Here is a 25,293-nt window from a genome sequence, read left to right as displayed (position 1 = left end):
AAAAATGATATTATGAAAAATTTTATTAATAGTACCAATATTAATAACAAGCATAACACTAATAATATTTTTAATATTTATTATTAAAGAATTAAAAAATGAATATAAAGTATTAAAAATATTAAATGAAATTGCTAATCAAATTAAAAATAAGGAGAAATAATTAATGATAATATTACCTACTTTGTTTGAAAATAAAGATGAAATTGAAATATTATCACCATTTCCAAAAGCAATTCATACAAGTAATGATATTAGAGCAATTATTTTAAGACAATATCCAAATGTTAAATCAAAACACATAATTGTTTCTGAACCAGAAAGTAATGTTGCATTAATAGTTGGTGATAATGATGTTTATCAAGGTTGAATTAAAGTAACAATTAAAAAATTAGAAAATTAAAGGAGATTAAAATGCCAAGTATAGAAAATACACAATCAAATTATACTTTAACTAAATTAATTAGAACTGGTATAAGTCCAATTTGTGCAATGATTGGTACAAGTGCTTATTATGGTCAAGTGATTGTAAATCCAGTATTAGGTTCAATTAATAGTTTATTATTTGGTAAAAAATTAGGTTTAGATATTTGAAATTTAAATCAAAGACCAAATACTAAAACTAAATTAATTAATAGTTCTAAAAAAATATTATTAGGTTTAGGAACAATTGGATTAGCAAATTATAGTAAATGAACAAAGAATAATATTACTCCAATTATTCCACCAACACCAATGCCAATAATTACTACAACTACAACTGAGGGTCCTCCATGATTACTATTAAATAAACAAGAAAATCAGTCATTAATGGATTGAGATACATATATTAGTTTAAATGCTTATGGTATATCAAATCTTATTAGTGGATTAACTGAGTTAATACCTAATAAATTTGAAACAATAAGAAAGATTTGTAATATGGCTACTGGTGGATGTTTAATATCAAGTGGTGTTGCAATGGGTATAAATAATGATTTTAATAATGCTTATGCTATACCTACAATAGTTGCTGGTGCAAATGAAATTATCCATAATTTACTACCTATGGAAACTACAAATCATATTGAAGAAATGCAAGAAACACCATTTAATGATGAAACATCAAGATTAGTAAATGATAATAGATTTACTATTAATAGTGAAACAACTAGTCAATATGGTAGTGATAATATGAGCGAAGTACCATTAAATCATGATAATGCTTCACTAAATTGAGATTATAATCACATGAGTTTATAAAGGAGGTGAATAATTTATGAATAAAGAAAAATTACTTGAATATTATAATAATGAAATTCAGACATATAAAGAGAGAATGGAACAATTAAATAAAGAAATTGCCTTATTAGTAAGCATTATAAGTAATTCAAAATCGATGATTGAAAGAATTAATGGTGGTCAATTTGATGAATAATTAAAAAATAAATAATTGAAAGGAAAATATTGAAATGAAAGAATTTTTACATGAATTAATAATTATTGGAACAAGTGTTGGAACATTAATTTGCAGAGAAATTATTGTTTTATTAAAAAGATTTATCACAACTCCAAAACATGTTAGAGCAAATAACAAAATTATAAAACATCAAAAAAAATTAGCAAAATTAAATGAAAAGATTAATAAAGGAGAAAAATAATATGACAAAAATTGAATTTAATGAAAAATATAGAAAACAAGATATTAGTATTGATAGAGATTTTGATTTACATATTGATAATTGTTTTAAATTTTCTGATATTGATACATTAGAAAATGCAGTTAATGATTATAAAAAATTAATAAGTGAAATGCCACAATTAGTTAAAGATTGATTATTGGGATAAGATTAGGAGAATGTTAAATGTTAGAAAATGAAGATAATGTTCAACAAACAACTGAACCTTTAACTGAAAATAATGCTCAACAAGAAATAGAAAATAAAGTTAATGAAGCAGAAAATAAGTTAAATAAACTTAATCAAGAAATTAAAGAAAAAGAAATAATTAATATATTTAAAAAATATCAAGTTAAAACTGAATTTTATGATTTTTTAAAATTTAAAACTAATAATTTAGAAAATTCAAAAATTGAAGAAACTATTAAAAAAATTATTAAAGAACAACCAGTATTTAAAGAAATAATTAATACAGGTGGTAAACAACAAACAATAATAACAAATCAACAAAATTCAATAAAAAGTACATTATTGGATTATAAAAAAAATAATAATTTATAACAGAAAGGAAATCAAAAAATGGCAATACAATTCAATAAAAATTTAGATAATACCGAAAAATTAGTAGAAGCACCAGAGTTTATAGAATTTTATAAACAATCAAATTCACCATGATCAAGTTTTTTTCCTATCGAAATGGTTAATTCAACAAAAATTGAATTTATAGTTAAAAAACCAAAAAATTCAGAAATTAAAGTATTAAAATGAAATGATAAAAGCAAAGGATTAGATGTTAGTTATGCTGAAACTGTTAAAATTTTAAAAGAAATTAAAGAAGAAGCGGTTGCGGGTGAAATAATTGCTAATGTTGATTTAAATGCTGAAAATGGACAAAATTTATTAAATACAATGCAATATGAAGTTGCTAATGACTTAGCAGATTATTTAGCAAATAATGATACAAATGTAATTGCAAAATATGCAACTAAAATAGACATTACTGATAAAACACCATTAGGATATTTAAAATCAATGTTAGATGCTTGAAATACTTTATTTCAACTAAGAAATAGTAATAATTGTCGTTTTTTTATTACTAATAATCTTTATGATACTATTGTTTATTTAGCCAATAATAAAGGTCTAATTACTGATAATCAAATTGCTCAACAATTAAGATTAAATGGAAATAATTTATACATCAAAGGTGTACTATGTCAAATTGTAATGGATGATTATATGACATTTACTGATAATAATGAAACTAAAATTATGTCTTTTGTTTTAGCAACACCAAGAGCAATGAAAAGATATATGTTACAAAATACAGTTGTATATGTTCAAGATATTGCTGATGGTAAAGTTGGAAGAAGATATTTAGTTGGTGGAGAAGTAACTGGTGAATCAATACCCTATATAACAGATGAAGAAACAACATCACGTTGAATGTTATGTGGAGTTATTAAAACAGAAAAAACTGATTTAAAAACTAAAATTACAAGTTTAACAACTGATATTACTGCAAATGTTAATAACAATAATAGTGAATTAAATACACAAATAAAAAGTACTAATGAACTTAAATCATTAAATCCAAATTTAACAAATCCAACTATTAAATATTTTAGTGATGCACAAGGAAAAACTAATGTAAGTAATCAAAAACAAAAAGCAGGTGACTTATATATAACTATTACTGCTAATGTTAATGACTTAAATTATAAAGGAACAACAAATCCAATTAAAATAACTCTTAAATAAAGGAAATTAATATTATGCCAATCGGTACAACTAGTACAGCAATACTTTTAAACATAAATAAACCAAAACATACTAGAACAAGTAACCAACAAGAAAACAAAAGTTTTTGATGAGAAATTTTAGAAATGATTGGTGTACAAGTTATAGCAGTAGCACTTGCTCCTTTTACTGGTGGATTAAGTGAAAGTGTAGCCCTTGGATTAGGTGCAAGTGATTTAATTGCTAGTATTAGTGCTGTTGGTGTAGAATTTTTAACTGATTTTACTATTAATCAAGTTTATGATTATTTAAAAGGAAATGTAACACCATTAAATACTTTTTTTAATATATTACCAGCATTTGCTGGACTTAATAAAATTAGTCGTGGTTATCGTACAAGTAAATTTATTAAACTAGCACAAAAAACTAAAACATTAGAACAAGTGGGAATTAAAGAAGCAAAAAATTTACAAGAAATTATTAGTCAAGTAAGTGGAAAAGAAATTTTAACAGATAAAATTATTGGTAATAAACGTTATTTAATGAATTATAGTTTTACTCCTAATCGTGAAACAGTATTACGAGATTTAGGTTATGTTGCTGAAAGACAATATAAAAATAATTTTCAAAAACTAGAAACAGAAAAATTAATGGAACACTTATTATTACAAAATACATTAATAAAACTAAGTCCACAATTAACTCCTAAATTTAAAATTAAAGATATTGAAAAAGCAAATAACTTTTTAAAAAAATTTAATACTGATTTAAAAGAAGTATTAAAAATGAATCAACATGATTGATTAAATTTAGTTCATACAATACATACAGAAAATAGATATGGAAAAACTTTAATTTTAGATTTACAAAAAATTCGTGCTAATGCTATTAAATTTAATTTTAAAAATAATATTATTCATCAACTTGTTTTAAAAGCAAATCAAACTTTTAAATATTTTGATATTAGATTTTATTTAAAAAAAGGTTTAAATAAATTTTGAAAAGATACACCATATTTTGAAAAAATAAGAGAAAGTATATATAAATTACAAGAAAAATTTGAAAAGTTAGAAAAACAAGCATTTGAAAAAATTAATAAATTAAAAGAAAAAGCAACTGATTTATTTACTAGTGCAGAAAAAAGAGCAATTAAACACGCACAATTAATTCCATTAAATTCACCAGTATTTATGGGTTGTAAAATTCAACCTTTGTCATTAGATAAATGTGCAATTACTATTTATCATCGTAATCCTAAATATAAACCAATTACAGTTGTTGATAGTATTCTTAAAGCAAAAACTTTTGTTACTCAAATACATCCATTTCATTGATATCGTTGATATAGTGGTTGATACATTGGTTATGGTGTTAATCGTAATAAATGATTAAAAGCAATAGCATTTGCTCCACCAGTTGTTCAACAAGTAATTAGAGATAGTTTTAAAGTATATAGAGAAATATTTAGAACTATTAGAACTTATCATAAAGTAGTAAATGTTATTAATAATCCTATTGAAAATATTAACAAATCATTTAAAAATGTTGGTTTAAAATTTTCAGTAAACACTTTATTTGGTACTGGATTATTACATCATTTAGAAAAATTTGCATATAGTCAAGTTGTAGAAAAGGGTAAGAAAAAGTTGCAAAAAGAAATTATCCATATTTCACATAGAAAAACTAAAACAAAAACTAAGCATTATAAAAAAGCATTTTTTAAGGAATGATAAATTATGATTAATAAACTTTGAACTGATGTCAGTCTTGAAAATTATAATAACTGATATCCATTAACTGGAAAAATTACAGAAACCCCACAGCAATATATACAAACATGATCTAATGTTAATGATTGATTTAAAACTTTTGCTATTCGTGCTCAAAATGATATTAATGCTTATCTTGATTTTATTTTATCTAAATTTCCTTTCGATAGTTTTAAAGATGAATTAATTAAAGAAACATTAAGAGATATGGTTTATGTTATGGTTGAACATTGAGTATTTAATCGTACACCAATTGAATTTAATGTTGATGCTACTATTCAATTTAATAATGGTACTCAATTTAGTGCAAATAGTACTCCTACAATTAATGTTTGAGATTTAGCACCTAGTAGAATGAAAATATGAGCAAGATTAACAGAATTAAAACAAATATTTTCAAGTTATAATGATGATGAAATAGATGTTGAAAAAATTGACTTAAAAGCATTTTATACTAGAAATCAAGTTGATGAATTAATTGAACAACAAAAAGAATTTACATTATCAAAACAAATTAAATTATATGATGATTTAGTTGATGATAATGAAAATGAAATATATAGAGGTCCTGTTAGTAAATTTATTAATAAAGGTTATGTTGCAACAGATTATGATAAAGAAACTGAAACAATGATTTTAGATTGACCAGATGAAATTGGAACATTACCACCAGAAGCATTACAAAATAATCCGCAAATTGGTGATTTTACTCATGCACCAACTTGTGATTTTTCTGCTAAACAACAAAAACGAATTACTACTAATGAAAATGAAATTACCAAATTAAATACTGAATTAATTAAAGCAAATGAAAATATTAATGATGTTAAAAATAATTGATTTAATATTGAAACTAGTCCTTTATGAAAGAAAGTTAAAAATGAAAATATTAAAACAGATATATGATATATTATTGATTGAACATATTATTTTATCGATAGTAAACAACTTATTATAAGTAATAATAAATTAACTAAATCTAATATAAGAATTACTAATAGTCAAATAGAACAAAAGCAAATAATAATTGAAAATATTGATGTTAATATTGATAAAGTAACATTATTATATGATGTTGATTTAATAAAGTTTATTGCTACTAATAACACAAAAAAGTATAAACCAATAATTCATAATATATATCAATATCAAGGAATAGGTACACCAACTGAATTTATAGCAGAAGAAAATACTGAACGTGATTATTATACAAAACTAGAAACTAATAATTTATTAGATAAAAAACAAAATAAATTAATTGCTGGTACTAATATAACTATTGATGAAAATAATAAAATTAGTGCTATTGGTGGTTCTACTGATTTAACTGATTATTATAAAAAAGAAGAAATAGATAAAAAATTAGAAGATACAAAAGCATTATTTCCAATTGCTTTTTCTATGAATGCTATTGGTCAAGAAATTCCTAATTTAGAAACTACTAATAAAACAGTTGTTGGTGCTATTAATGAAAATAAAAGTAATATTGATAAAAAACAAGATAAAGAAAATTGAAAAATAATAGGTAAAAGTCTTGATAATCGTACATGAGAAGATTTTGCTCTTAGTTTTAATAAATATTATAGAGTATTTATAACATGAGATAAACCACCTTTTAATCAAACAAGTGTAAAACTAAAAATAGAGTTTAAGAGTTCTGCATATATAGGTGGAGATTATATGCTTGTTAAAGGTAAAATTGATAATGAAGATGCTTCATTAATTATTAAACTAGGAACTGTTGATGGTAATAAAAGTCAATTAATTATTATTGGTGGAAATAAACAATATGGGAATATATTTTCATTAGAAGAATTACAAGATACTATTAAAGTTGATATTAAATCAAAATTACAAATAAGGTCTGGTAGTTTAACTACAAATGAAATAGAAGAAAATATTTGAGATATTGAATTAAAAAATAATCCAACACCAAGTCCAAGTGGTTCAAATTGAAAAGAAGTAGGAACAAGAGAGAAAAATAAATGAGATAATTGACAAATTACTTATTATTTTCAAGAGAATAAACATTATAGAGTTTATTATTCTTGAAGTATATATAATCCAGTTTATACTATTCAAGAATTTATTATAACTGATAAAAAAATTGCTGGTGTACCAATACAAACCTTTAATGATAGTGCTAATATAGTAATTTTATCAGTTCAACATGCTAAATTTATTACTATTTATAGTGGAAAAGGTAATTTAAAAGGTAATGTATGAAAATTAGAAGAATTACAAGAATAATATTATGTTTTTTAAAATTATAAAAATTATTTTAGGTTTAATTGGAGTAATTCTGTCATCAGCAACAGCGGGTTTAATTATATTTATCATTGTAAAAATAATATTAAAAATTAATCAAATATTTTAGAAAGGTGGTGAATATTATGTTAAGTTTATTTAAAAGAAAAGATAAAACAAATACTAGTGATAATCAAAATGAAAAAGTAAAATTTTTAACTAATAAAAATAAAAGTACACATGCTTCTATTTTAAATTATTTTGGTTTTAATGATTTTAATCATGAAACTTATTTTACTGATTTTGTAGCAGAAAATAATGCTAATTTATATAATGCTCCATTAGATATTAATAATGAAACTATTAAACAATATTTAATTCAACAAGAATTTTATAGAAAAAATTGAAATTCTATTTTTAAGTTAAGTAAATTAGGAATTAGTGGTTATTTAATTTATATTGCTAATGATGACTTATATTTTCAAGTAGTGGATATACAACAAAGAGTTTATGATATTACTGGTAAATTAATTCAATGTACTATTTTTTATGATAGTTATCAACAAAATGCACAAACTGTAAGATTATTTGAAATTTATACACTAAATAATGAACAAGTAACTATTAATCGTGCAATTTATAGTATTAATGATAATAAAAAACAATTTCCATTATCTTTTAAAGAATATAGTAATAATCCTAATTTAGAACAAGAACAAACACTAAATATTAATTATATACCAATAGCAATTATGCGAAATAAAGCAAATGAATTAGCAGATTGTAATAAAGTAATGGATAAAATTAAAGCATTAGATGTCATTTATGAACAAATTGTTTTAGATACCATTTTAAATTCACCTAAATTTATATTTAGTCAAACTTATGGTAATGTTCAATCAGCATTAGAAGAAGCAGTAAGAACATTAGTTACTAAAAACTACATATTTAAAAGTGGTGGAGATAATAATGAACAAAACGAAAATATCAATATGACAAATAGTAATTTTAAAGGTAAAAATTTAACTGATATATATGATTGAAATGTTAATGAAATATTTAAACGTTGTGGTATTCATATACCAAGTCAAAAGAAATCTGCACAACAATCAGTACCCGAAAGTACAGCTGTAAATATTTCTACTATTAATTATATTGAACAAAAATTATGGCAATTTAATATTGATATTCTTAAATTTATTCAAATATTAGTACGTTTAGATAAAGATTTATTAAATAGTAAAACATTTAATATTAATGATGAACAAGAAATTAATAATTTAACTGTTAAATTAAAATTATTTAATCCCGAAAATAACCAATTAATAGGAGAGAACAATGGAAAACAACAACAAACCACAAACGAAGTTTCCACAGAAACAAACTAAACTTAATCAAGCAGAAGTAGAAAATGATTATTTAATTGATAATATTCCTTATGATTTTACAAATATGATGGGTGCTACTAGTGACCCAGATATTAATAGAGCATATGATGAATTTAAAAAAAGAACAATTTATATTTATGAAATTGAACGTTTATTTAAAAATAATGAAAATAATAGTTTAAAATTTTCAGCAAATACTATTAAAATAGGTTTTATTGATATTGATAAAGTATTAAAAACTACTGCTGTTGAAACATCTGATTTTACTATGCAATTAAATCAAAGAGCAAGTACTAATATTAATGATAATACAATTGAATATAGTATGACTGATATTAAAAATTTAATATTTCAAGAAATAAATTTATTAAATCAATTTAAGTTATATGCAGTTAATATAAATGAACCTTTAACTGAAAATAATATTGATAATTTATATATAATTAATAATTATTCACAACCTTATCAAAATCCAAAAACTAGAAGTACTAAAAGTATAACTATTATTAAAATTAAAGATTTTAAAACAAGAGATGGTTATCCAATCATTATTAAATTACAAAAACCATTAGATAAAGATACAAAAGTTACTGGTTTAAAAATTAAAGCCCCTAGAAGCATGATTTTTGGCAATATAAAGGTACTTGGTGAAGTTGACAATATGGAAGTATACCCAAAGTTATTTGTTAAAGATAAGATAGCATTTCCGCTATTATCAATGCCTATTGAAACTCAACCAAAAGTTAGAATATTACAACAATGATTTAGTGAACAAATATTACCTTGAAACTTAGCAAAACAATTTATAGGACAAGAAAAATCAGTTTTAGATTTAATTAAAATTAGTACTGGAACTGAAACAAGAAGAGAAGTTATTAAAAATGCAAGAGTGACACATGCTTGATTAGGATATGAAATGGGTACTGTTTGAGATGGTAAGTGACCATTAAAAAAACAAAAAGAATTAAAAGATAAAGAAGTTTGAAATTTTGCTGGTGAAAGTCAATTTTATAGTTATGTTGCTACAAATGATAAATTTGATGATATTGAAATTGAAATAAAAGACGCACCAACTAATGATAGTTTACAAAAAGTATTATTAGGCATGCTAAGTTATACATATAATTATAATAGGAATTTTGATGGTTTTAAACCAGATACTTTAAATTCAAAAATAGCAGAATTACGTGCTAAATTTGAAGGACAAAAACCAGAAGAAGTTATTACAAATTTATTTAAACAATGGGAATTAGATTATCCAAATTATGTAAAATTACAACAAATACAAATTTTAAAAAAAATAATAAATATGCTTTCTAAATATATTTATTCTACTAGTTCAATTAATAAGGGTTTGAATGATGATTATAAACTTTTATTACCTTATTATTTTGAATTAAAATCAAATCCAATTCATACAAATCCAACTGATGTTTGAGAATTTAAAGATGTAAAAGTAATATTAAAATCTGAATATTTTGATTTTACAGATATTAATAATATTAAATTAAAAAATAATGATATTAGTCAAAATGAATTATTTAAACTAGATGATAACCAATTTAACTGACTATCTATTACAAATGAATTAGAAAGTAATAATATTCCATCATTAATTCCTGCTGATTGAACACTAGGTAATGGTGAATATGGTAAGTATTTTACAAGAGCAATTATTGATAAAAATAAAATTGAAAATGCTTTAAATTTATATGGTTCAAATAAATCTCAATTATTTTCTAAATTAGAATTTTATAAAGAAATTGCACAAATTGATAATAATAGTGAATTTAAATTACAAATCGAAAATCCGATTAATAACTTAAATCGGATTGAACTTAGTGGTATATTTGGCTCTGGAAATTATGATTTAATTTTAATAACTGATAAACAAGAAATAAATTTAACTAATATTAATTTATTTGATAAATATAACGAAAATATTTCTTATATAAATTTAGAAATTTAGATTTTTTTATTGAAATATCCAACTGGATAAATTCCATCTCACTTTATATCAACATTAGGATAAGTTGGATTAATAGATAAATATAAAGTTATTTTATGAATATCATCTGTTTTTCTTTCTCATATTGTTGTACAAGACCCCCCCAGTGAACATTACCATCATAATCTAAGTAATATTTTAAATCATTTACTTTATTATGTGCTATTGAACCAATTATTAAACCAGTTACTCCACTTACTGCACCAGTTAGTGCTAATGCTAATGTTATTTTACTTAAATTTGTTTTTATTCATGTTTTCATAATAAATTTCTCCTTTTTTCCTTGATTTTACTTATAAATTGTACTATTTTTGATTATTTTTACAAGTATGCTTTTAAATGGAAAATAATGCCTAAATAAAAGGCGTTTATTTTGTGATACCTATACTATTAATGATATTCAACTTGTTTATTATATAGCAAATGTGAAGATGCTTTTTTTGACACTAGCATTATTTTTACCCCTAATTACATTTTTATATGGATATAGTGAATAAAATAAAGCATCGTAAGGGTCTTGGTACATATTTTTATCAGGAATGTTAGTTTTTGTTTCATCATAACGTAATTCTTCTAAACATTGAGTAGTTTTTGGTAAATCATCTTGATTTGCATAAAAGTTTCCATAACTCATAATATTTCTCATTCAAACTACTCTATTAGTTAATCCTGCTTCTTGATTTAAATTTGAAGCATGTTTAATAGCAGTTTGTGTTATTAGAATAGTATTATGCTCATCTATTAATTTTTGATTTAATCAATCAATTGCTGTTCTTGCTTTATCATCATAAAAATAAATTGCTTGGTCAAAATTTTCAAAATTATCCATTAATCCTAAAATTTCATTTACATAAGCATTAATTTTTTCATTTTCATTAATAAAATCATTAGGTGTAACTACTAATTCACAAATAATATAAGCATCATAATATCCAGTATTATTATATTGTTTAAAACCAACTATCATAAATACAGTATGGTCTTTATGTCCAGTTGCTCAATCAACACCAACTGAATAAAAATCAAATTTATACATATCTTTTTCTTCATTATAAAATTGTTTTAAATCATATGGTTGTCAATATTTTACTGTTTTTTGAAATGGAAAAATTGTTGCATCACTATCTAAAAATTCAAAACCATAAAAAACAGTATTAAATTCATCGGGATTACTTTTTTTCATTTCTAATAATGTTCTTTTTTGAATGTCTGGTAATTTATTTCAAAATGGTTGAATAGTAAATCTTAATATAAATAAACCTAAACCACTAAAAATTTCTTTATTTTCATAATAAACTTTACCAACTTTTTTAAGATTTTCCATAATTTTATCATTTAATGGTAAAAATGGCGTGCAATACTTTAAATAAAATGGATGGTATTTATCGTATGGATTACATGTAAAAGTAATGAAAAAACTTTTATAAAAATAACGAGTAATCTTTTGTCCAAAGGTAGAACTATATATATTTTTATCAATAAATGTTCAACTTCACTCTTTAATAGGTTCATTTGATACTTTAATACGATTACTTCTAAACATAGAGTTTTGTAAACGTTCATATCGATATGTTAATTGCTTTTCAGTTAATGTTTCTTTTTCTTCTGCCATAATAATTTCATCTGTTCTTGAACCTAAAAAACTTGAACCACCTGCTTCTTTTCCAAAAATTTTATTACCATTAGCATAACCAATAAAGTCAATTTGTTGATTATTAGGAAAAATAATACAACCACCATCCTTAGTAATTTTTCATTTAATTCCATGTGGATTATTAGGTAGTAAATTAATATTATATGTATCTAATAAAACTTGACAAACATTCATTAAAGCACCAATTGTAGTTTCACTATGAGTATTTTCATATCTTCTTACTTCTTGAACACTACTATCACTAAAATTACAACATATAAATAAATCAAATGCTAAGCAATTTCAAGTTTTTCTTGTTCCACGTGCTGTTGGTATAAAACGATAAAAACAATTAGTAGTAAAATATTCGGCTCATTCATCACCAACAAATTTTTTAAAAATATCTCAACTAAAACCATAATTATTATCACTAAAATTAAGATTATATTTTTTATTTAATTGTGCATAACTAGTGATAAAAGCCATATTTACTCCTTATTAACATATATAAGTTAAAATTAAATTATTTAAAAGAAAGGAACATTAAAAATGTTAACACTACCATTCCCTAATCATTTTGATTGAGACAAACACTATTTTAATCAAGATGAATTAAATTTACAACAAACAGAAGAATTATTTAAAAAAATAGATGATTATTTATGAAATACATGTAATAAATCTTTATATAAATCATATAGATTTAGAAAAAGAAAATTAAAAACAAAAAAAGGTTTATTAAATTATAAACGACGTATTTGTACATATTATAACCCAAAAACACAAAAAAAGGAATTTGTTTCATTATTAGATATATATCTTGGTGTTAAAAAGTATAGTAAATTAGCACCAGATGTTATTAAACAAATTTTAAAATATTTTGCTGATGGTAAAAAGTATCGTGATGTTTGTGATACTTTTATTGAAGATTTAATAAGTAATAGTACAGTTTGTAGAAGATATCAAAAATTTGAATTACCAAAAGCAAATATTCCCAAAATACCATTACAACCAAATCAAAATTTATATGTAAATATTGATGATGGTCATCGAAAATTTAAGTTTAATGAAAAACACAATACTAAAAATTGTAAAAAATGTTCGATGAGATTAATAGTAATGTGTACTGGTAAAAAGAAAAATGGAAAATTAATTAATAAAAGAGCAGTTTGTAAAATAAGAGTTTCAAAAACAGAAATTGGTGCTGAAAAAACCGCAAAATTAATAGAAAAATATGGTAATTTATTTTTTGAAAACTTTGACCAAGCAAATTTAATAGTTTGTGGTGATAGTGCAAAATGAATTAGAAAAACTGCTACAATTTTAAATGCCAAATTTATTTTAGATAAATTTCATGCTTTTCATGTTTTATTTCTTGGTATCATGGCTGGAAGAAGAAAAAATCAAATTGCTAAATTACACTATCAAAATGCAATAAATTTATTTGCCAAAGGTGAATATTATGAATTAATTGATTTTTTACAATCATTAACTTTACAATATAAAAAATTAAAAGTTGGTTATTTTATTAATGCAAAAGATGGTGTATTAAACCAAGCATTAGTTGAAAATATTGGTTGCTTTACTGAAACTAATATTAAACAAATTTTAAAGCATATGATTGGTGATAGAACTTATAACATTGATATGTATACAAAAATGGTTAATTTTAAATGCTATCAAATAAATACTGCCATCCAGTTATTATAAATTAAAATAAAAATCGGAAATGTTTAGTAATCTGTGTAACTTACAAAAATAACTATGTTTAATTAATTCTAGTAAATATAATTAAATGACTAGAAAGAGTGAGTTACAGATGGCTAAAAAAGATAACTTTAATAATAATGATCCAATATCAAAAGCAGTAGATTTATTACTAGAAAATACTGAAGATTTAACAACAGTTTTTAAACCTGGCGGTTTATATAAAGAATTAACAAAAAGATTAGTTGAAAAAATGTTGAATTCTGAAATGCAAAATTATTTAGGATATGAAAAAAATCAACATAGTACTACTGAAAATGCTCGTAATGGTACAAGTTCAAAAAAATTAATAACTCAACAAGGTAAAATTGAAATTGATGTACCAAGAGATCGCAATAGTAATTTTACTCCTGTAATAGTTCCTAAAAGGCAAAGAAGATTTGATGGTTTTGATCAACAAGTTCTTTCCTTGTATGCAAAAGGAATGACATTATCTGACATTAGAATGCAGTTGCAAGAGTTATATCATGGTGCTGATATTAGTGAAAGTGTTATTAGTCAAATTACTGATGATGTTATTGATGATGTTAAAGCATGACAAAATCGACCATTAGAAAGTATTTATCCTATTGTTTATTTTGATTGTATAGTAGTTAAAGTACGACAAGATAAACGGATTATTAACAAATCAGTTTATATAGCATTAGGAGTTGATTTAGAAGGCAAAAAAGATGTTTTAGGATTATGAATTAGTGAAAATGAAGGTTCTAAGTTTTGATTATCTAATTTCACAGAAATGAAAAATCGTGGCTTAAATGATATTCTTATTGCTTGTAGTGATAATTTAACAGGCATGTCAGAAGCAATACAATCAGTTTATCCTAAAACAGAACATCAATTATGCATTGTTCATCAAATTAGAAATAGTTTAAAATATGTTTCATACAAACATCGAAAAGGTCTAGTTGCAGATTTAAAACCAATTTATAGTGCATGTAGTGAAGAACAAGCAATGCAAGCTTTAGAATCGTTTGAAAGTAAATGAAATAAACAATATACTCAAATTACTAAATCTTGATATAAAAATTGAGATAATTTAATGGTTTTTATTAGTTATCCAGTAGAAATCAAAAGAGTGATTTATACTACAAATGCTATTGAATCTGTTAATAGTCAATTACGAAAAATCATCAGAAATAAAAAAGTTTTTCCTAATGATATGGCAGTTTTCAAAATATTTTACTTGGCAATTGAAAATATAACAAAAAAATGAACATTGCCTATTCAAAATTGAAATACAGCAATTGCTCATTTTATGATAAAATTTGAAGACAGAATTAATCTAAATTAGTAACTTTGTAAAACAAAGATACACAGATTATTAAAAAGCCTCTAAAAATCCCTAATTAAGGGATTTGCCTAAGAGACCACGTACTTTACATACGCTTAGTAATCATAACGGTATACGGTTTATCTTAAAGGACTTTATTACATTATAACATATTAAAAACTTATTAAAGATGCTTTAATAAGAATTTTTGAGTTATAAAAGTAAGTATTATTGTTGACTAATATTTTTCAAGTGTTAAGATTAACATACAATTGCATATTGAAGTCAAAATTATTCTCGTCTAACTTTATAATTTTAAGACAAATTTGAATATTATTGACAACATCGGTACGCTCCTCGGTACGCTCCCTTAATAATAAATAGATTAATAATGCGGGTAATAAACATTATTAATTATAATATAACAGAAAAAAATTAAAATACAATAAAAATAGATAATAATGAGAACTGGAGTAATCACTATTATCTAATTAACCATTATATATATATATATATATATATACAAGTATTTTATTCAATTTTATTTGTTTTTTTATTTTTTATATTGTCAACTAAAATTGATAATTCTCCCTCAAGTGCAACCATTAAGTTAATAGCTTGACATTCATGTTTTTCCATATTATTTATAATATCAACACAATCATCTAACAAACTATACAATTGACTTAACAATTTATATTTCGTCATAAATTTTAAAACTCCTTTATTTTTAAATAACTTATAATTATAAAGGGAGATTATCAAAAATCCGGAATAAATTAATTCATATAGTCTTATTATAATTTAGACAAGAAATAATTTGGATTTTTATGAAATTGTATTTAAATAATATAATTTTTTTAAATAAATTGCAACTAAAATACTTATTTTTAAAAATTATTAAAAAATTAAAAAATAAATTTAATATTTATACACAACAAAAATTCTTATTAAAACACATTTAATAAGTTTTATTTTATTTTGATTTTTTTAAAAAAAATTCAATTTTAATCTATAATAATTGTATTTCTGTATTTATCTTATTACATTTAAAAATAACCATTTTAATATAAATTAAAATATTATATGTTCTATTACCAAGCATTTCTTTTAAAACATGTCAAATATTTGTTTCAGTATAACAACCAATATTTCATTTTGCACTTTGATTTTCAATACCTTGTTTATTATTTTTAAAATATTTTTTCTTTAATTTTTTATGATTATCTAATTCTTTATATAAAAATTCAATTAATTTTTCATATTGACCATTATTAATTAAATTTTTACAGTGATTATATTCTTTTAAATATTTTCCTTTATTTCCAGCCATTATACCAAGATATAATGTTCTAATTAAATGGAATTTATCTAAAACAAACTGTGCACCTAAATAATCTGCTACATCTTTAATTCATCCTGCACTATCACCACAAATAATAATTTTGGCTTGCTCAATATTTTCATAAAATTTTTGACAATGCTCTTTAATAAATTCAGCAGTCTTTTTAACTCCAATTGCTGTTTTTGTTGGTCTAATAATTGCTTTTACTCTTTTATTTTGTACTTTGTGATTAATGTTATCTGTATATGTTACTATTAATCGCATAGAATGTTTTATACCCTTACGTTTAAAATTTCAAAATTTTCGATGACCATCATCAATTGCTACAAAAATAGGTTGATTTTTTTCTAATTTTACTTTTACTGGATTTGCTTCAATTACTTCTAAATTTTTAAAAACTCTATGAACAGTACTAACACTAATACCTGCTTTTTTACAAATAGCACAAATATCATGATATCTTTTTCCATCAGCAAAATATTCAATAATAGTTTGTTCAACATCTTCACCAATTCTTTTATATTTAGGTAATTCTAGTCATTCATCAACTAAACAAACACGAACTCATTTTTGTAATTTTTCATCAAAATATTCATAAATTCTTCTTTTATAAGTTACTAATCCATACATTATTTTTCTTGTTCGATATTGATAATCAACAATTTTATATTTCTTTTTATCTCTTGTATTTTTTATTCTTCAATCTCATTTTTCTCATTTTTTTGTTATATGTTCTAAAACTAATTTATCAATTTTTGCACTTTGTTCTCTAAAATTTCATTTATAATTAAAATTCAAATTTACTTCTCCTAACTATTTTAAAAAAATCTAAATTTATTGTAAATATATTTAAAAAATTAATTTACTTAATTATTATATAAACATATAAGTGTAATTTTAAATAAAATTAAAAATATTTAAAAAAACTACTTTCATATTTAAAATATAATAAACAAGTGTAATACAATTAATAGTATAGGTCTTACAAAATAAAAGCCTTTAATTTAGGCGTTATTTTGCATTTAAAAGCATACTGTCAATATTGAATGAAAATTTCCCCAAAAATATTAATCAAAATTAAATTTTATCAATATCACTATTTTTCTACAAAATTAAAAAAATGTTAAAATAAATACATAATTTTAGATATATTTTTATTAATTTTATTTTGAAAGGGGTATTAAAATGAAATATTTTAATCCAAGTTATTTATTTAAATTATGAATATTAAGTATTCCGTTATTTCATACTGAAAAACAAAAAGTACAATCTATGCCAATAAAATCATTAACTAATTTACAAGTACTACCAATTAATTTAAAACAACCCACCGAAATTTTTAATCATAAACATCGTCATAAAAAATATAAAAAAAGAGATGTTAATGGTGGTTTAGAAAATTTAGAATTTTTTAATGGTACATGTACAAATAACGGAATTACTTTTGTAAAAATAATTAAAGAAGATTTTTATTGTGGTGTTGAAGAACCTTGAAATAATAATAAAGGAGTTGCCATTTTGCCCTATGTTTTAAAAGATAATGAATATCATTATTTATTAAATAAAGAATACAACCCATTATTTAAAAATAAGCAAATAGGTGAATATAGTACTATAACTGGTGGAGTTGAAAATAAAACTCATTATCAAACAGTCATTAATGAAATGTTGGAAGAAACTGGCATTAATGTTAGTAACAAAAAAGAAAAAATTTATTATTTAGGAAAACATTATGCAAACAAAATAAGCACCAAAGAATGATATTTATATGGAATTGATTTAACAGATACGAATTTAGATTTAAATGCAACTTATAAGGGAAGTGGTGATGGTACTATTGCAGAAGAAAAAAGTTTTGCTAAATTTGTTAATAAAACTATTTTAGATATGTGTAATGATGTCTTAAGTTTAGCAATTTATGGAAAATTAAATCTAAATAAAAAAATGGAATCAAATTTAAATATTTCAGAAATAAATTCAACAGATTTACAAGTTCAACCTTCAACAAGCGAATATACAACACCAATAATATAAAAAATAAGAGATTGCAATTGCAATCTTTTTATATATTTAAAATCATACTTGAAAAAATATTAAAAAATAAGTACAATTTAAAAATAAAATTAAGAAATAGAGAGTAATTAAAGATGAGTCAATTTGAAAAACAGAAAATAAAACAATCTATTAAAGATTTTAAGAAAAATATAGAAAATGCTTATACAGAAATATCTTTTTTAGAAAAGAAAAAAATTGAAAAATTTAATGATATATCTTTTAAAAATACAACTTTTGATTTTACTGATTGAAATAAAAAAATAGATTCTAAAATAAAATACCACGAATCTGTAATAGATTATTTTAATGAAAAAATATATCAAAATAATGAATTATTATTAATATTAAATACTAAAAAAGAACCAGTTTTTTCAAAAAAAGTCATAAATAGTTTTGCTAATAAAATAGAAAAATCTAAACCAATTAATATTACAAAAGGTAAAAAAATAAAACCATAAATATTCTTGTAGAAAGGAAAATAAAATGAAAACATGAATAAAAATAAATTTAAGTAAAATAACATTAGCATTAGCACTAACTGGTGCTACAACTGGAACAATAGGATTAATCATGGGGGGGATGCTTACCCATAATATGAATTATAAATACTCTTATGAAAAACCAGACCATACAATAGTTTTATGTAATGCTCCAATATGAGTTAATATGTATAATGGTTCTTATTATTCTTTATATTGTTCAAATAAAAAAGAACATGATGTAGATATTAAATGAAATGGTAAATATTGAGAAGATTATTTTAAAAATTAAATTTCTAAATTTATATAAGAAATATTTTCATTGTATTTATCAAATAAATTAATATTAGTTAAATTTATTTCTTGTTTATCAGTTATTAAAACTAAATCATAATTACCAGCACCAAATATACCACTAATTTCAATCCGATTTAAGTTATTAATCAAGTTTTTAATTTGTAATTCAAACTGATTATCATTGTCAATTTGCAAAATTTCTTCATAAAATTCTAATTTAGAAAATAATTGAAATTTATTTGAACCATATAAATTTAAAGCATTTTCAATTTTATTATCACAAATAATTACTTTTGTAAAATATTTACCATATTCACCATTACCAAGTGTTCAATCCGCAGGAATTAATGAAGGTATGTTATTGCTTTCTAATTCATTTGTAATAGATAATCAATTAAATTGGTTATCATCTAATTTGAATAATTCGTTTTGACTAATATCATTATTTTTTAGTTTAATATTATTAATATCTGTAAAATCAAAATATGTAGATTTTAATACTACTTTTGCATCTTTAAATTGTCAAATATCATCTTTAGTAGGATGTATTGGATTTGATTTTATTTCAAAGTAATAAGGTAATAAAATTTTATTATCATCATTTAAACCTTTATTAATTGACATATTTGAATAAATATTATTAGATAACATAATAATTATTTGTTTAAATATTTTTACTTGCTCTAAATTAATATAATTTGGATAATCTAATTTTCATTGTTTAAATAAATTAGTTATTACTTCATCAGGTTTTTGATTTTCAAATTTTCCTCTTAACATGTCCATTTTATTTGGTGATTTAGTTGGGTCTAATGATGCACCTTCAAAATTTCTATTGTAATTATATGTATAACTTAGCATATCTAATAATAGTTGTTGTAAACTATCAATGGTTGGTGCATCTTTTATTTCTAGTTCAACATCTTTAAACTTATCATTTGTAGCAACATAACTATAAAATTGACTTTCGCCAGGAAAATTTCAAACTTCTTTATCTTTTAATTCTTTTTCTTTTTTTAATGGTCATTTACCTCCTCAAACAGTACCCATTTCATATCCTAATCAAGCATTAGTTACTCTTGCATTATTAAAAATTTCTTTTCTAGTTTCTTTACCACCACCAATAACAATTAAATCTAAAACTGATTTTTCTTGTCCAATAAATTGTTTTGCTAAATTTCAAGGTAATATTTGTTCACTAAATCATTGTTGTAATATTCTAACTTTTGGTTGAGTTTCAATAGGCATTGATAATAACGGAAATGCTATCTTATCTTTAACAAATAACTTTGGGTATACTTCCATATTATCAACTTCACCAAGTACCTTTATATTGCCAAAAATCATGCTTCTAGGAGCTTTAATTTTTAAACCAGTTACTTTGGTATCTTTATCTAATGGTTTTTGTAATTTAATAATTATAGGATAACCATCTCTTGTTTTAAAATCTTTAATTTTAATAATAGTAATACTTTTAGTACTTCTTGATTTTGGATTTTGATAAGGTTGTGAATAATTATTTATGATATATAAATTATCAATATTATTTTCAGTTAATGGTTCATTAATAGATACTGCATATAACTTAAATTGATTTAATAAATTTATTTCTTGAAAAATTAAATTTTTAATATCAGTCATACTATATTCAATTGTATTATCATTAATATTAGTACTTGCTCTTTGATTTAATTGCATAGTAAAGTCTGATGTTTCAACAGCAGTAGTTTTTAATACTTTTTCAATATCAATAAAACCTATTTTAATAGTATTTGCTGAAAATTTTAAACTATTATTTTCATTATTTTTAAATAAACGCTCAATTTCATAAATATATAAAGTTCTTTTTTTAAATTCATCGTATGCTCTATTAATATCTGGGTCACTACTAGCACTCATCATATTAGTAAAATCATAAGGAATATTATCAATTAAATAATCATTTTCTACTTCTGCTTGATTAAGTTTAGTTTGTTTCTGTGGAAACTTCGTTTGTGGTTTGTTTTTGTTTTCCATTGTTCTCTCCTATTAATTGGTTATTTTCGGGATTAAATAGTTTTAATTTAACTGTTAAATTATTAAATTCTTGTTCATCATTAATATTAAATGTTTTACTATTTAATAAATCTTTATCAATTTTCACTAATATTTGAATAAATTTAAGAATATCAATATTAAATTGTCATAATTTTTGTTCAATATAATTAATAGTTGAAATATTTACTGCTGTACTTTCGGGAACTGATTGTTGTGCTGATTTCTTTTGACTTGGAATATGAATACCACAACGTTTAAATATTTCATTAACATTTCAATCATATATATCAGTTAAATTCTTACCTTTAAAATTACTATTTGTCATATTGATATTTTCGTTTTGTTCATTATTATCTCCACCACTTTTAAATATGTAGTTTTTAGTAACTAATGTTCTAACAGCTTCTTCTAATGTTGATTGAACATTACCATAAGTTTGACTAAAAATAAATTTTGGTGAGTTTAAAATAGTATCTAAAACAATTTGTTCATAAATAACATCTAATGCTTTAATTTTATCCATTACTTTATTACAATCTGCTAACTCATTTGCTTTATTACGCATAATTGCTATTGGAATATAATTAATATTTAATGTTTGTTCTTGTTCTAAATTGGGATTATTAATATATTCTTTAAAAGATAATGGAAATTGTTTTTTACTATCATTAACACTATAAATTGCACGGTTAATTGTGACTTGTTCATTATTTAATGTATAAATTTCAAATAATCTTACCATTTGTGCATTTTGTTCATAACTATCATAAAAAATAGTGCATTGAATTAATTTACCAGTAATATCATAAACTCTTTGTTGTATATCTACTACTTGAAAATATAAGTCATCATTAGCAATATAAATTAAATAACCACTAATTCCTAATTTGCTTAATTTAAAAATAGAGTTTCAATTTTTTCTATAAAATTCTTGTTTAATTAAATATTGTTTAATAGTTTTATTATTAATATCTAATGGAGCATTATATAAATTAGCATTATTTTCTGCTACAAAATCAGTAAAATAAGTTTCATGATTAAAATCATTAAAACCAAAATAATTTAAAATTGAAGCATGAGTACTTTTATTTTTATTAGTTAAAAATTTTACTTTTTCATTTTGATTATCACTAATATTACTTTTATCTTTTCTAAAAAATCTACCTAACATAATATTCACCACCTTTTTAAAAGATTTGATTAATTTTTAATACAATTTTTACTATAATAAATATAATTAAACCAGCAACAGCAGAAGATAATAAAACTCCAATTAAACCTAAAATAATTTTTATAATTTTTAAAAACATAATATTATTCCTGTAATTCTTCTAATTTTAAAAGTTGGCCAAATCTTGTAGGGTCACTAACAATAGCAATTGTATCATTCTGCATTTGTAAAGAAAGCATTATTCTACCATTAATATTATCTCAATCCAAAGTTTGAACCTCTTTATTTAATTCACCATATAAAAATTCTTTACAAATAAAAGCAAATTTTTTACTACTGAATTGGTTTTCAAAATTATAATAAATTTTATATTTAGTATTTGATTTAAAAGTATATTTAATATGATTTATATTAACTTTTGTTCCTACTTCTTTTCAATTATCTTTACTTGGACTTGGTGTTGGAGGAATATCTTTTAATTCAATATCTCAATTATTTTCTTCTATTTCATTAGTTTCTAAACTTCTTGAATTAATTTTTAATTTTGGTGTAATATCTATTTTAATAGTATCTTGTAATTCTTCTAATGAAAATATATTTCCATATTGTTTATTTCCTCCAATAATAATTAATTGACTTTTTCTATTAACAGTTCCTAATTTAATAATTAATGAAGCATCTTCATTATCAATTTTAGCTTTAACAAGCATATAATCTCCACCTATATGAGTAGAACTAGATTTAAATTCTATTTTTAGTTTTACACTTGTTTGATTAAAAGGTGGTTTATCTCATGTTATAAATACTCTATAATATTTATTAAAACTAAGAGCAAAATTTTCTCATGTACGATTATCAAAACTTTTACCTATTATTTTTCATACTTCTTTATCTTGTTTTTTATCAATATTTGATTTATTTTCACTAATAGCACCAGCAACTGTTTTATTAGTAGTTTCTAAATTAGGAATTTCTTGACTTATAGCATTTATTTGAAATGCAATAGGAAATTGTGATTTTGTATCTTCTAATTTTTTATCTATTTCTTCTTTTTTATAATAATCAGATAAATCTACTTTACCACCAGTAGCACTAATTTTATTATTTTCATCAATAGTTATATTAGTACCAGCAGTTAATTTATTTTGCTTTTTATCTAATAAATTATTAGTTTCTAGTTTTGTATAATAATCACGTTCAGTATTTTCTTCTCCTATAAATTCAGTTGGTGTCCCAGTTCCTTGATATTGATATATATTATGAATTATTGGTTTATACTTTTTTGTGCTATTAGTAATAGTAAACTTTATTAAATCAACATCATATAATAATGTTACTTTGTCAATATTAACATCAATATTTTCAATTATTATTTGTTTTTGTTCTATTTGACCATTAGTAATTCTTATATTAGATTTAGTTAATTTATTATTACTTATAATAAGTTGTTTACTATCGATAAAATAATATGTTCAATCAATAATATATCATGTATCTGTTTTAATAATTTCATTTTTAACTTTTTTTCATAAAGGGCTAGTTTCAATATTAAATCAATTATTTTTAACATCATTAATATTTTCATTTGCTTTAATTAATTCAGTATTTAATTTGGTAATTTCATTTTCATTAGTAGTAATTCGTTTTTGTTGTTTAGCAGAAAAATCACAAGTTGGTGCATGAGTAAAATCACCAATTTGTGGATTATTTTGTAATGCTTCGGGTGGTAATGTACCAATTTCATCAGGTCAATCTAAAATCATTGTTTCAGTTTCTTTATCATAATCAGTTGCAACATAACCTTTATTAATAAATTTACTAACAGGACCTCTATATATTTCATTTTCATTATCATCAACTAAATCATCATATAATTTAATTTGTTTTGATAATGTAAATTCTTTTTGTTCTTTAATTAATTCATCAACTTGATTTCTAGTATAAAATGCTTGTAAGTCAATTTTTTCAATATCTATTTCATCTTGATTATAACTTAAAAATACTTGTTTTAATTCTGTTAATCTTGCTCATATTTTCATTCTAGTTGGTGCTAAATCTCAAACATTAATTGTTGGAATACTATTTGCACTAAATTGACTACCATTATTAAATTGAATAGTAGCATCAACATTAAATTCAATTGGTGTACGATTAAATACTCAATGTTCAACCATAACATAAACCATATCTCTTAATGTTTCTTTAATTAATTCATCTTTAAAACTATCAAAAGGAAATTTAGATAAAATAAAATCAAGATAGGCATTAATATCATTTTGAGCGCGAATAGCAAAAGTTATAAATCAATCATTAACATTAGGTCATGTCTGTATATATTGCTGTGGCGTTTCTGTAATTTTTCCAGTTAATGGATATCAGTTATTATAATTTTCAAGACTGACATCAGTTCAAAGTTTATTAATCATATT

Annotated in this window: 25 protein-coding genes; 17 read left to right on the top strand and 8 right to left on the bottom strand. The window is 22.3% G+C overall.

What is annotated here, in order from left to right:
* Window positions 1-4: 4 nt before the first annotated feature.
* The 12 genes from AAHM95_RS06555 to AAHM95_RS06500 all read left to right on the top strand — a co-directional run bounded on the left by AAHM95_RS06555 (window position 5) and on the right by AAHM95_RS06500 (window position 10,771).
* Window positions 5-163 carry a hypothetical protein gene (locus AAHM95_RS06555; RefSeq protein ID WP_342273785.1) on the top strand — a complete coding sequence of 53 codons (159 nt, stop codon included), beginning with the start codon at window positions 5-7 and terminating at the stop codon, window positions 161-163.
* 3 nt (window positions 164-166) lie between these two features.
* On the top strand, window positions 167-403 hold the full coding sequence (locus AAHM95_RS06550; RefSeq protein WP_339041654.1) for a hypothetical protein: 237 nt from the start codon (window positions 167-169) through the stop codon (window positions 401-403).
* An 11-nt stretch (window positions 404-414) separates the two neighbouring features.
* Complete coding sequence (locus AAHM95_RS06545; RefSeq protein ID WP_342273794.1) at window positions 415-1,242, top strand: hypothetical protein; 828 nt, start codon at window positions 415-417, stop codon at window positions 1,240-1,242.
* Between the two features lie 16 nt (window positions 1,243-1,258).
* The gene (locus AAHM95_RS06540; RefSeq protein WP_281747961.1) at window positions 1,259-1,417 is read left to right on the top strand and encodes a hypothetical protein; all 159 of its coding nucleotides are present in this window, start codon (window positions 1,259-1,261) and stop codon (window positions 1,415-1,417) included.
* A 34-nt stretch (window positions 1,418-1,451) separates the two neighbouring features.
* Window positions 1,452-1,640, top strand: coding sequence for a hypothetical protein (locus AAHM95_RS06535; RefSeq protein WP_174481134.1), 189 nt, complete (start codon window positions 1,452-1,454; stop codon window positions 1,638-1,640).
* A 1-nt stretch (window position 1,641) separates the two neighbouring features.
* Window positions 1,642-1,827 carry a hypothetical protein gene (locus AAHM95_RS06530; RefSeq protein ID WP_281748210.1) on the top strand — a complete coding sequence of 62 codons (186 nt, stop codon included), beginning with the start codon at window positions 1,642-1,644 and terminating at the stop codon, window positions 1,825-1,827.
* Between the two features lie 17 nt (window positions 1,828-1,844).
* On the top strand, window positions 1,845-2,219 hold the full coding sequence (locus AAHM95_RS06525) for a hypothetical protein (protein WP_338961095.1): 375 nt from the start codon (window positions 1,845-1,847) through the stop codon (window positions 2,217-2,219).
* A gap of 18 nt (window positions 2,220-2,237) precedes the next feature.
* Window positions 2,238-3,419 carry a hypothetical protein gene (locus AAHM95_RS06520; protein WP_342274440.1) on the top strand — a complete coding sequence of 394 codons (1,182 nt, stop codon included), beginning with the start codon at window positions 2,238-2,240 and terminating at the stop codon, window positions 3,417-3,419.
* A 14-nt stretch (window positions 3,420-3,433) separates the two neighbouring features.
* Window positions 3,434-5,131 (top strand): hypothetical protein, encoded by a 1,698-nt coding sequence (locus tag AAHM95_RS06515; RefSeq protein ID WP_342274439.1) that lies wholly within the window; start codon window positions 3,434-3,436, stop codon window positions 5,129-5,131.
* A 3-nt stretch (window positions 5,132-5,134) separates the two neighbouring features.
* Window positions 5,135-7,417, top strand: a complete 2,283-nt coding sequence (locus tag AAHM95_RS06510) for a hypothetical protein (RefSeq protein WP_342273752.1) — start codon at window positions 5,135-5,137, stop codon at window positions 7,415-7,417.
* 143 nt (window positions 7,418-7,560) lie between these two features.
* Window positions 7,561-8,802 (top strand): hypothetical protein, encoded by a 1,242-nt coding sequence (locus AAHM95_RS06505; RefSeq protein WP_342273753.1) that lies wholly within the window; start codon window positions 7,561-7,563, stop codon window positions 8,800-8,802.
* Window positions 8,753-10,771 carry a hypothetical protein gene (locus AAHM95_RS06500; protein ID WP_342273754.1) on the top strand — a complete coding sequence of 673 codons (2,019 nt, stop codon included), beginning with the start codon at window positions 8,753-8,755 and terminating at the stop codon, window positions 10,769-10,771. Before AAHM95_RS06505 ends, AAHM95_RS06500 begins: the two co-directional genes overlap by 50 nt.
* 88 nt (window positions 10,772-10,859) lie before the next feature.
* On the opposite strand, the gene AAHM95_RS06495 is transcribed toward AAHM95_RS06500, so the two are convergent.
* Together AAHM95_RS06495 and AAHM95_RS06490 are read right to left on the bottom strand one after the other, a co-directional pair.
* Window positions 10,860-11,072 (bottom strand): hypothetical protein, encoded by a 213-nt coding sequence (locus AAHM95_RS06495; protein ID WP_342273979.1) that lies wholly within the window; start codon window positions 11,070-11,072, stop codon window positions 10,860-10,862.
* Between the two features lie 150 nt (window positions 11,073-11,222).
* Window positions 11,223-12,929, bottom strand: a complete 1,707-nt coding sequence (locus AAHM95_RS06490) for a hypothetical protein (protein WP_342273756.1) — start codon at window positions 12,927-12,929, stop codon at window positions 11,223-11,225.
* Between the two features lie 63 nt (window positions 12,930-12,992).
* Here AAHM95_RS06490 and AAHM95_RS06485 point away from each other — a divergent pair, with 63 nt between their 5' ends.
* Together AAHM95_RS06485 and AAHM95_RS06480 are read left to right on the top strand one after the other, a co-directional pair.
* Complete coding sequence (locus tag AAHM95_RS06485; RefSeq protein ID WP_342273757.1) at window positions 12,993-14,153, top strand: Mbov_0401 family ICE element transposase-like protein; 1,161 nt, start codon at window positions 12,993-12,995, stop codon at window positions 14,151-14,153.
* A gap of 109 nt (window positions 14,154-14,262) precedes the next feature.
* Window positions 14,263-15,501, top strand: coding sequence for an IS256 family transposase (locus AAHM95_RS06480; RefSeq protein ID WP_342273945.1), 1,239 nt, complete (start codon window positions 14,263-14,265; stop codon window positions 15,499-15,501).
* 510 nt (window positions 15,502-16,011) lie between these two features.
* Here the strand turns inward: AAHM95_RS06480 and AAHM95_RS06475 are convergent.
* On the bottom strand, window positions 16,012-16,188 hold the full coding sequence (locus AAHM95_RS06475) for a hypothetical protein (protein ID WP_342274337.1): 177 nt from the start codon (window positions 16,186-16,188) through the stop codon (window positions 16,012-16,014).
* Window positions 16,189-16,492: 304 nt separating this feature from the next.
* Entirely contained in the window at window positions 16,493-17,623 is a 1,131-nt protein-coding gene (locus AAHM95_RS06470; protein ID WP_342274438.1) for an Mbov_0401 family ICE element transposase-like protein, read from the bottom strand.
* A gap of 387 nt (window positions 17,624-18,010) precedes the next feature.
* Here AAHM95_RS06470 and AAHM95_RS06465 point away from each other — a divergent pair, with 387 nt between their 5' ends.
* The 3 genes from AAHM95_RS06465 to AAHM95_RS06455 all read left to right on the top strand — a co-directional run bounded on the left by AAHM95_RS06465 (window position 18,011) and on the right by AAHM95_RS06455 (window position 19,651).
* Entirely contained in the window at window positions 18,011-18,859 is an 849-nt protein-coding gene (locus AAHM95_RS06465) for an NUDIX hydrolase (RefSeq protein ID WP_342274437.1), read from the top strand.
* 113 nt (window positions 18,860-18,972) lie between these two features.
* On the top strand, window positions 18,973-19,338 hold the full coding sequence (locus AAHM95_RS06460) for a hypothetical protein (protein ID WP_342274436.1): 366 nt from the start codon (window positions 18,973-18,975) through the stop codon (window positions 19,336-19,338).
* A 25-nt stretch (window positions 19,339-19,363) separates the two neighbouring features.
* Window positions 19,364-19,651 carry a hypothetical protein gene (locus AAHM95_RS06455; RefSeq protein WP_342274435.1) on the top strand — a complete coding sequence of 96 codons (288 nt, stop codon included), beginning with the start codon at window positions 19,364-19,366 and terminating at the stop codon, window positions 19,649-19,651.
* Here AAHM95_RS06455 and AAHM95_RS06450 read toward each other — a convergent pair.
* The 4 genes from AAHM95_RS06450 to AAHM95_RS06435 are packed head-to-tail and all read right to left on the bottom strand — an operon-like array spanning window position 19,648 to window position 25,290.
* The gene (locus AAHM95_RS06450; RefSeq protein WP_342274434.1) at window positions 19,648-21,672 is read right to left on the bottom strand and encodes a hypothetical protein; all 2,025 of its coding nucleotides are present in this window, start codon (window positions 21,670-21,672) and stop codon (window positions 19,648-19,650) included. The genes AAHM95_RS06455 and AAHM95_RS06450 overlap by 4 nt on opposite strands.
* A complete protein-coding gene (locus AAHM95_RS06445; protein WP_342274433.1) occupies window positions 21,623-22,864 on the bottom strand; it encodes a hypothetical protein in 1,242 nt (413 codons plus the stop codon). The genes AAHM95_RS06450 and AAHM95_RS06445 overlap by 50 nt, the downstream gene beginning before the upstream one ends.
* Window positions 22,865-22,880: 16 nt before the next feature.
* Entirely contained in the window at window positions 22,881-23,003 is a 123-nt protein-coding gene (locus AAHM95_RS06440) for a hypothetical protein (protein WP_342274432.1), read from the bottom strand.
* A gap of 4 nt (window positions 23,004-23,007) precedes the next feature.
* Window positions 23,008-25,290, bottom strand: coding sequence for a hypothetical protein (locus AAHM95_RS06435; protein WP_342274431.1), 2,283 nt, complete (start codon window positions 25,288-25,290; stop codon window positions 23,008-23,010).
* Between the last annotated feature and the right edge of the window lie 3 nt (window positions 25,291-25,293).

Source organism: Spiroplasma endosymbiont of Phycita roborella (assembly GCF_964031195.1).
In the GTDB taxonomy this organism is placed as follows: domain Bacteria; phylum Bacillota_I; class Bacilli_A; order Mycoplasmatales; family VBWQ01; genus Spiroplasma_E; species Spiroplasma_E ixodetis_A.
The sequence above is the reverse complement of the archived record's forward strand: the minus strand, read 5'-3'. Positions and strand labels throughout refer to the sequence as shown.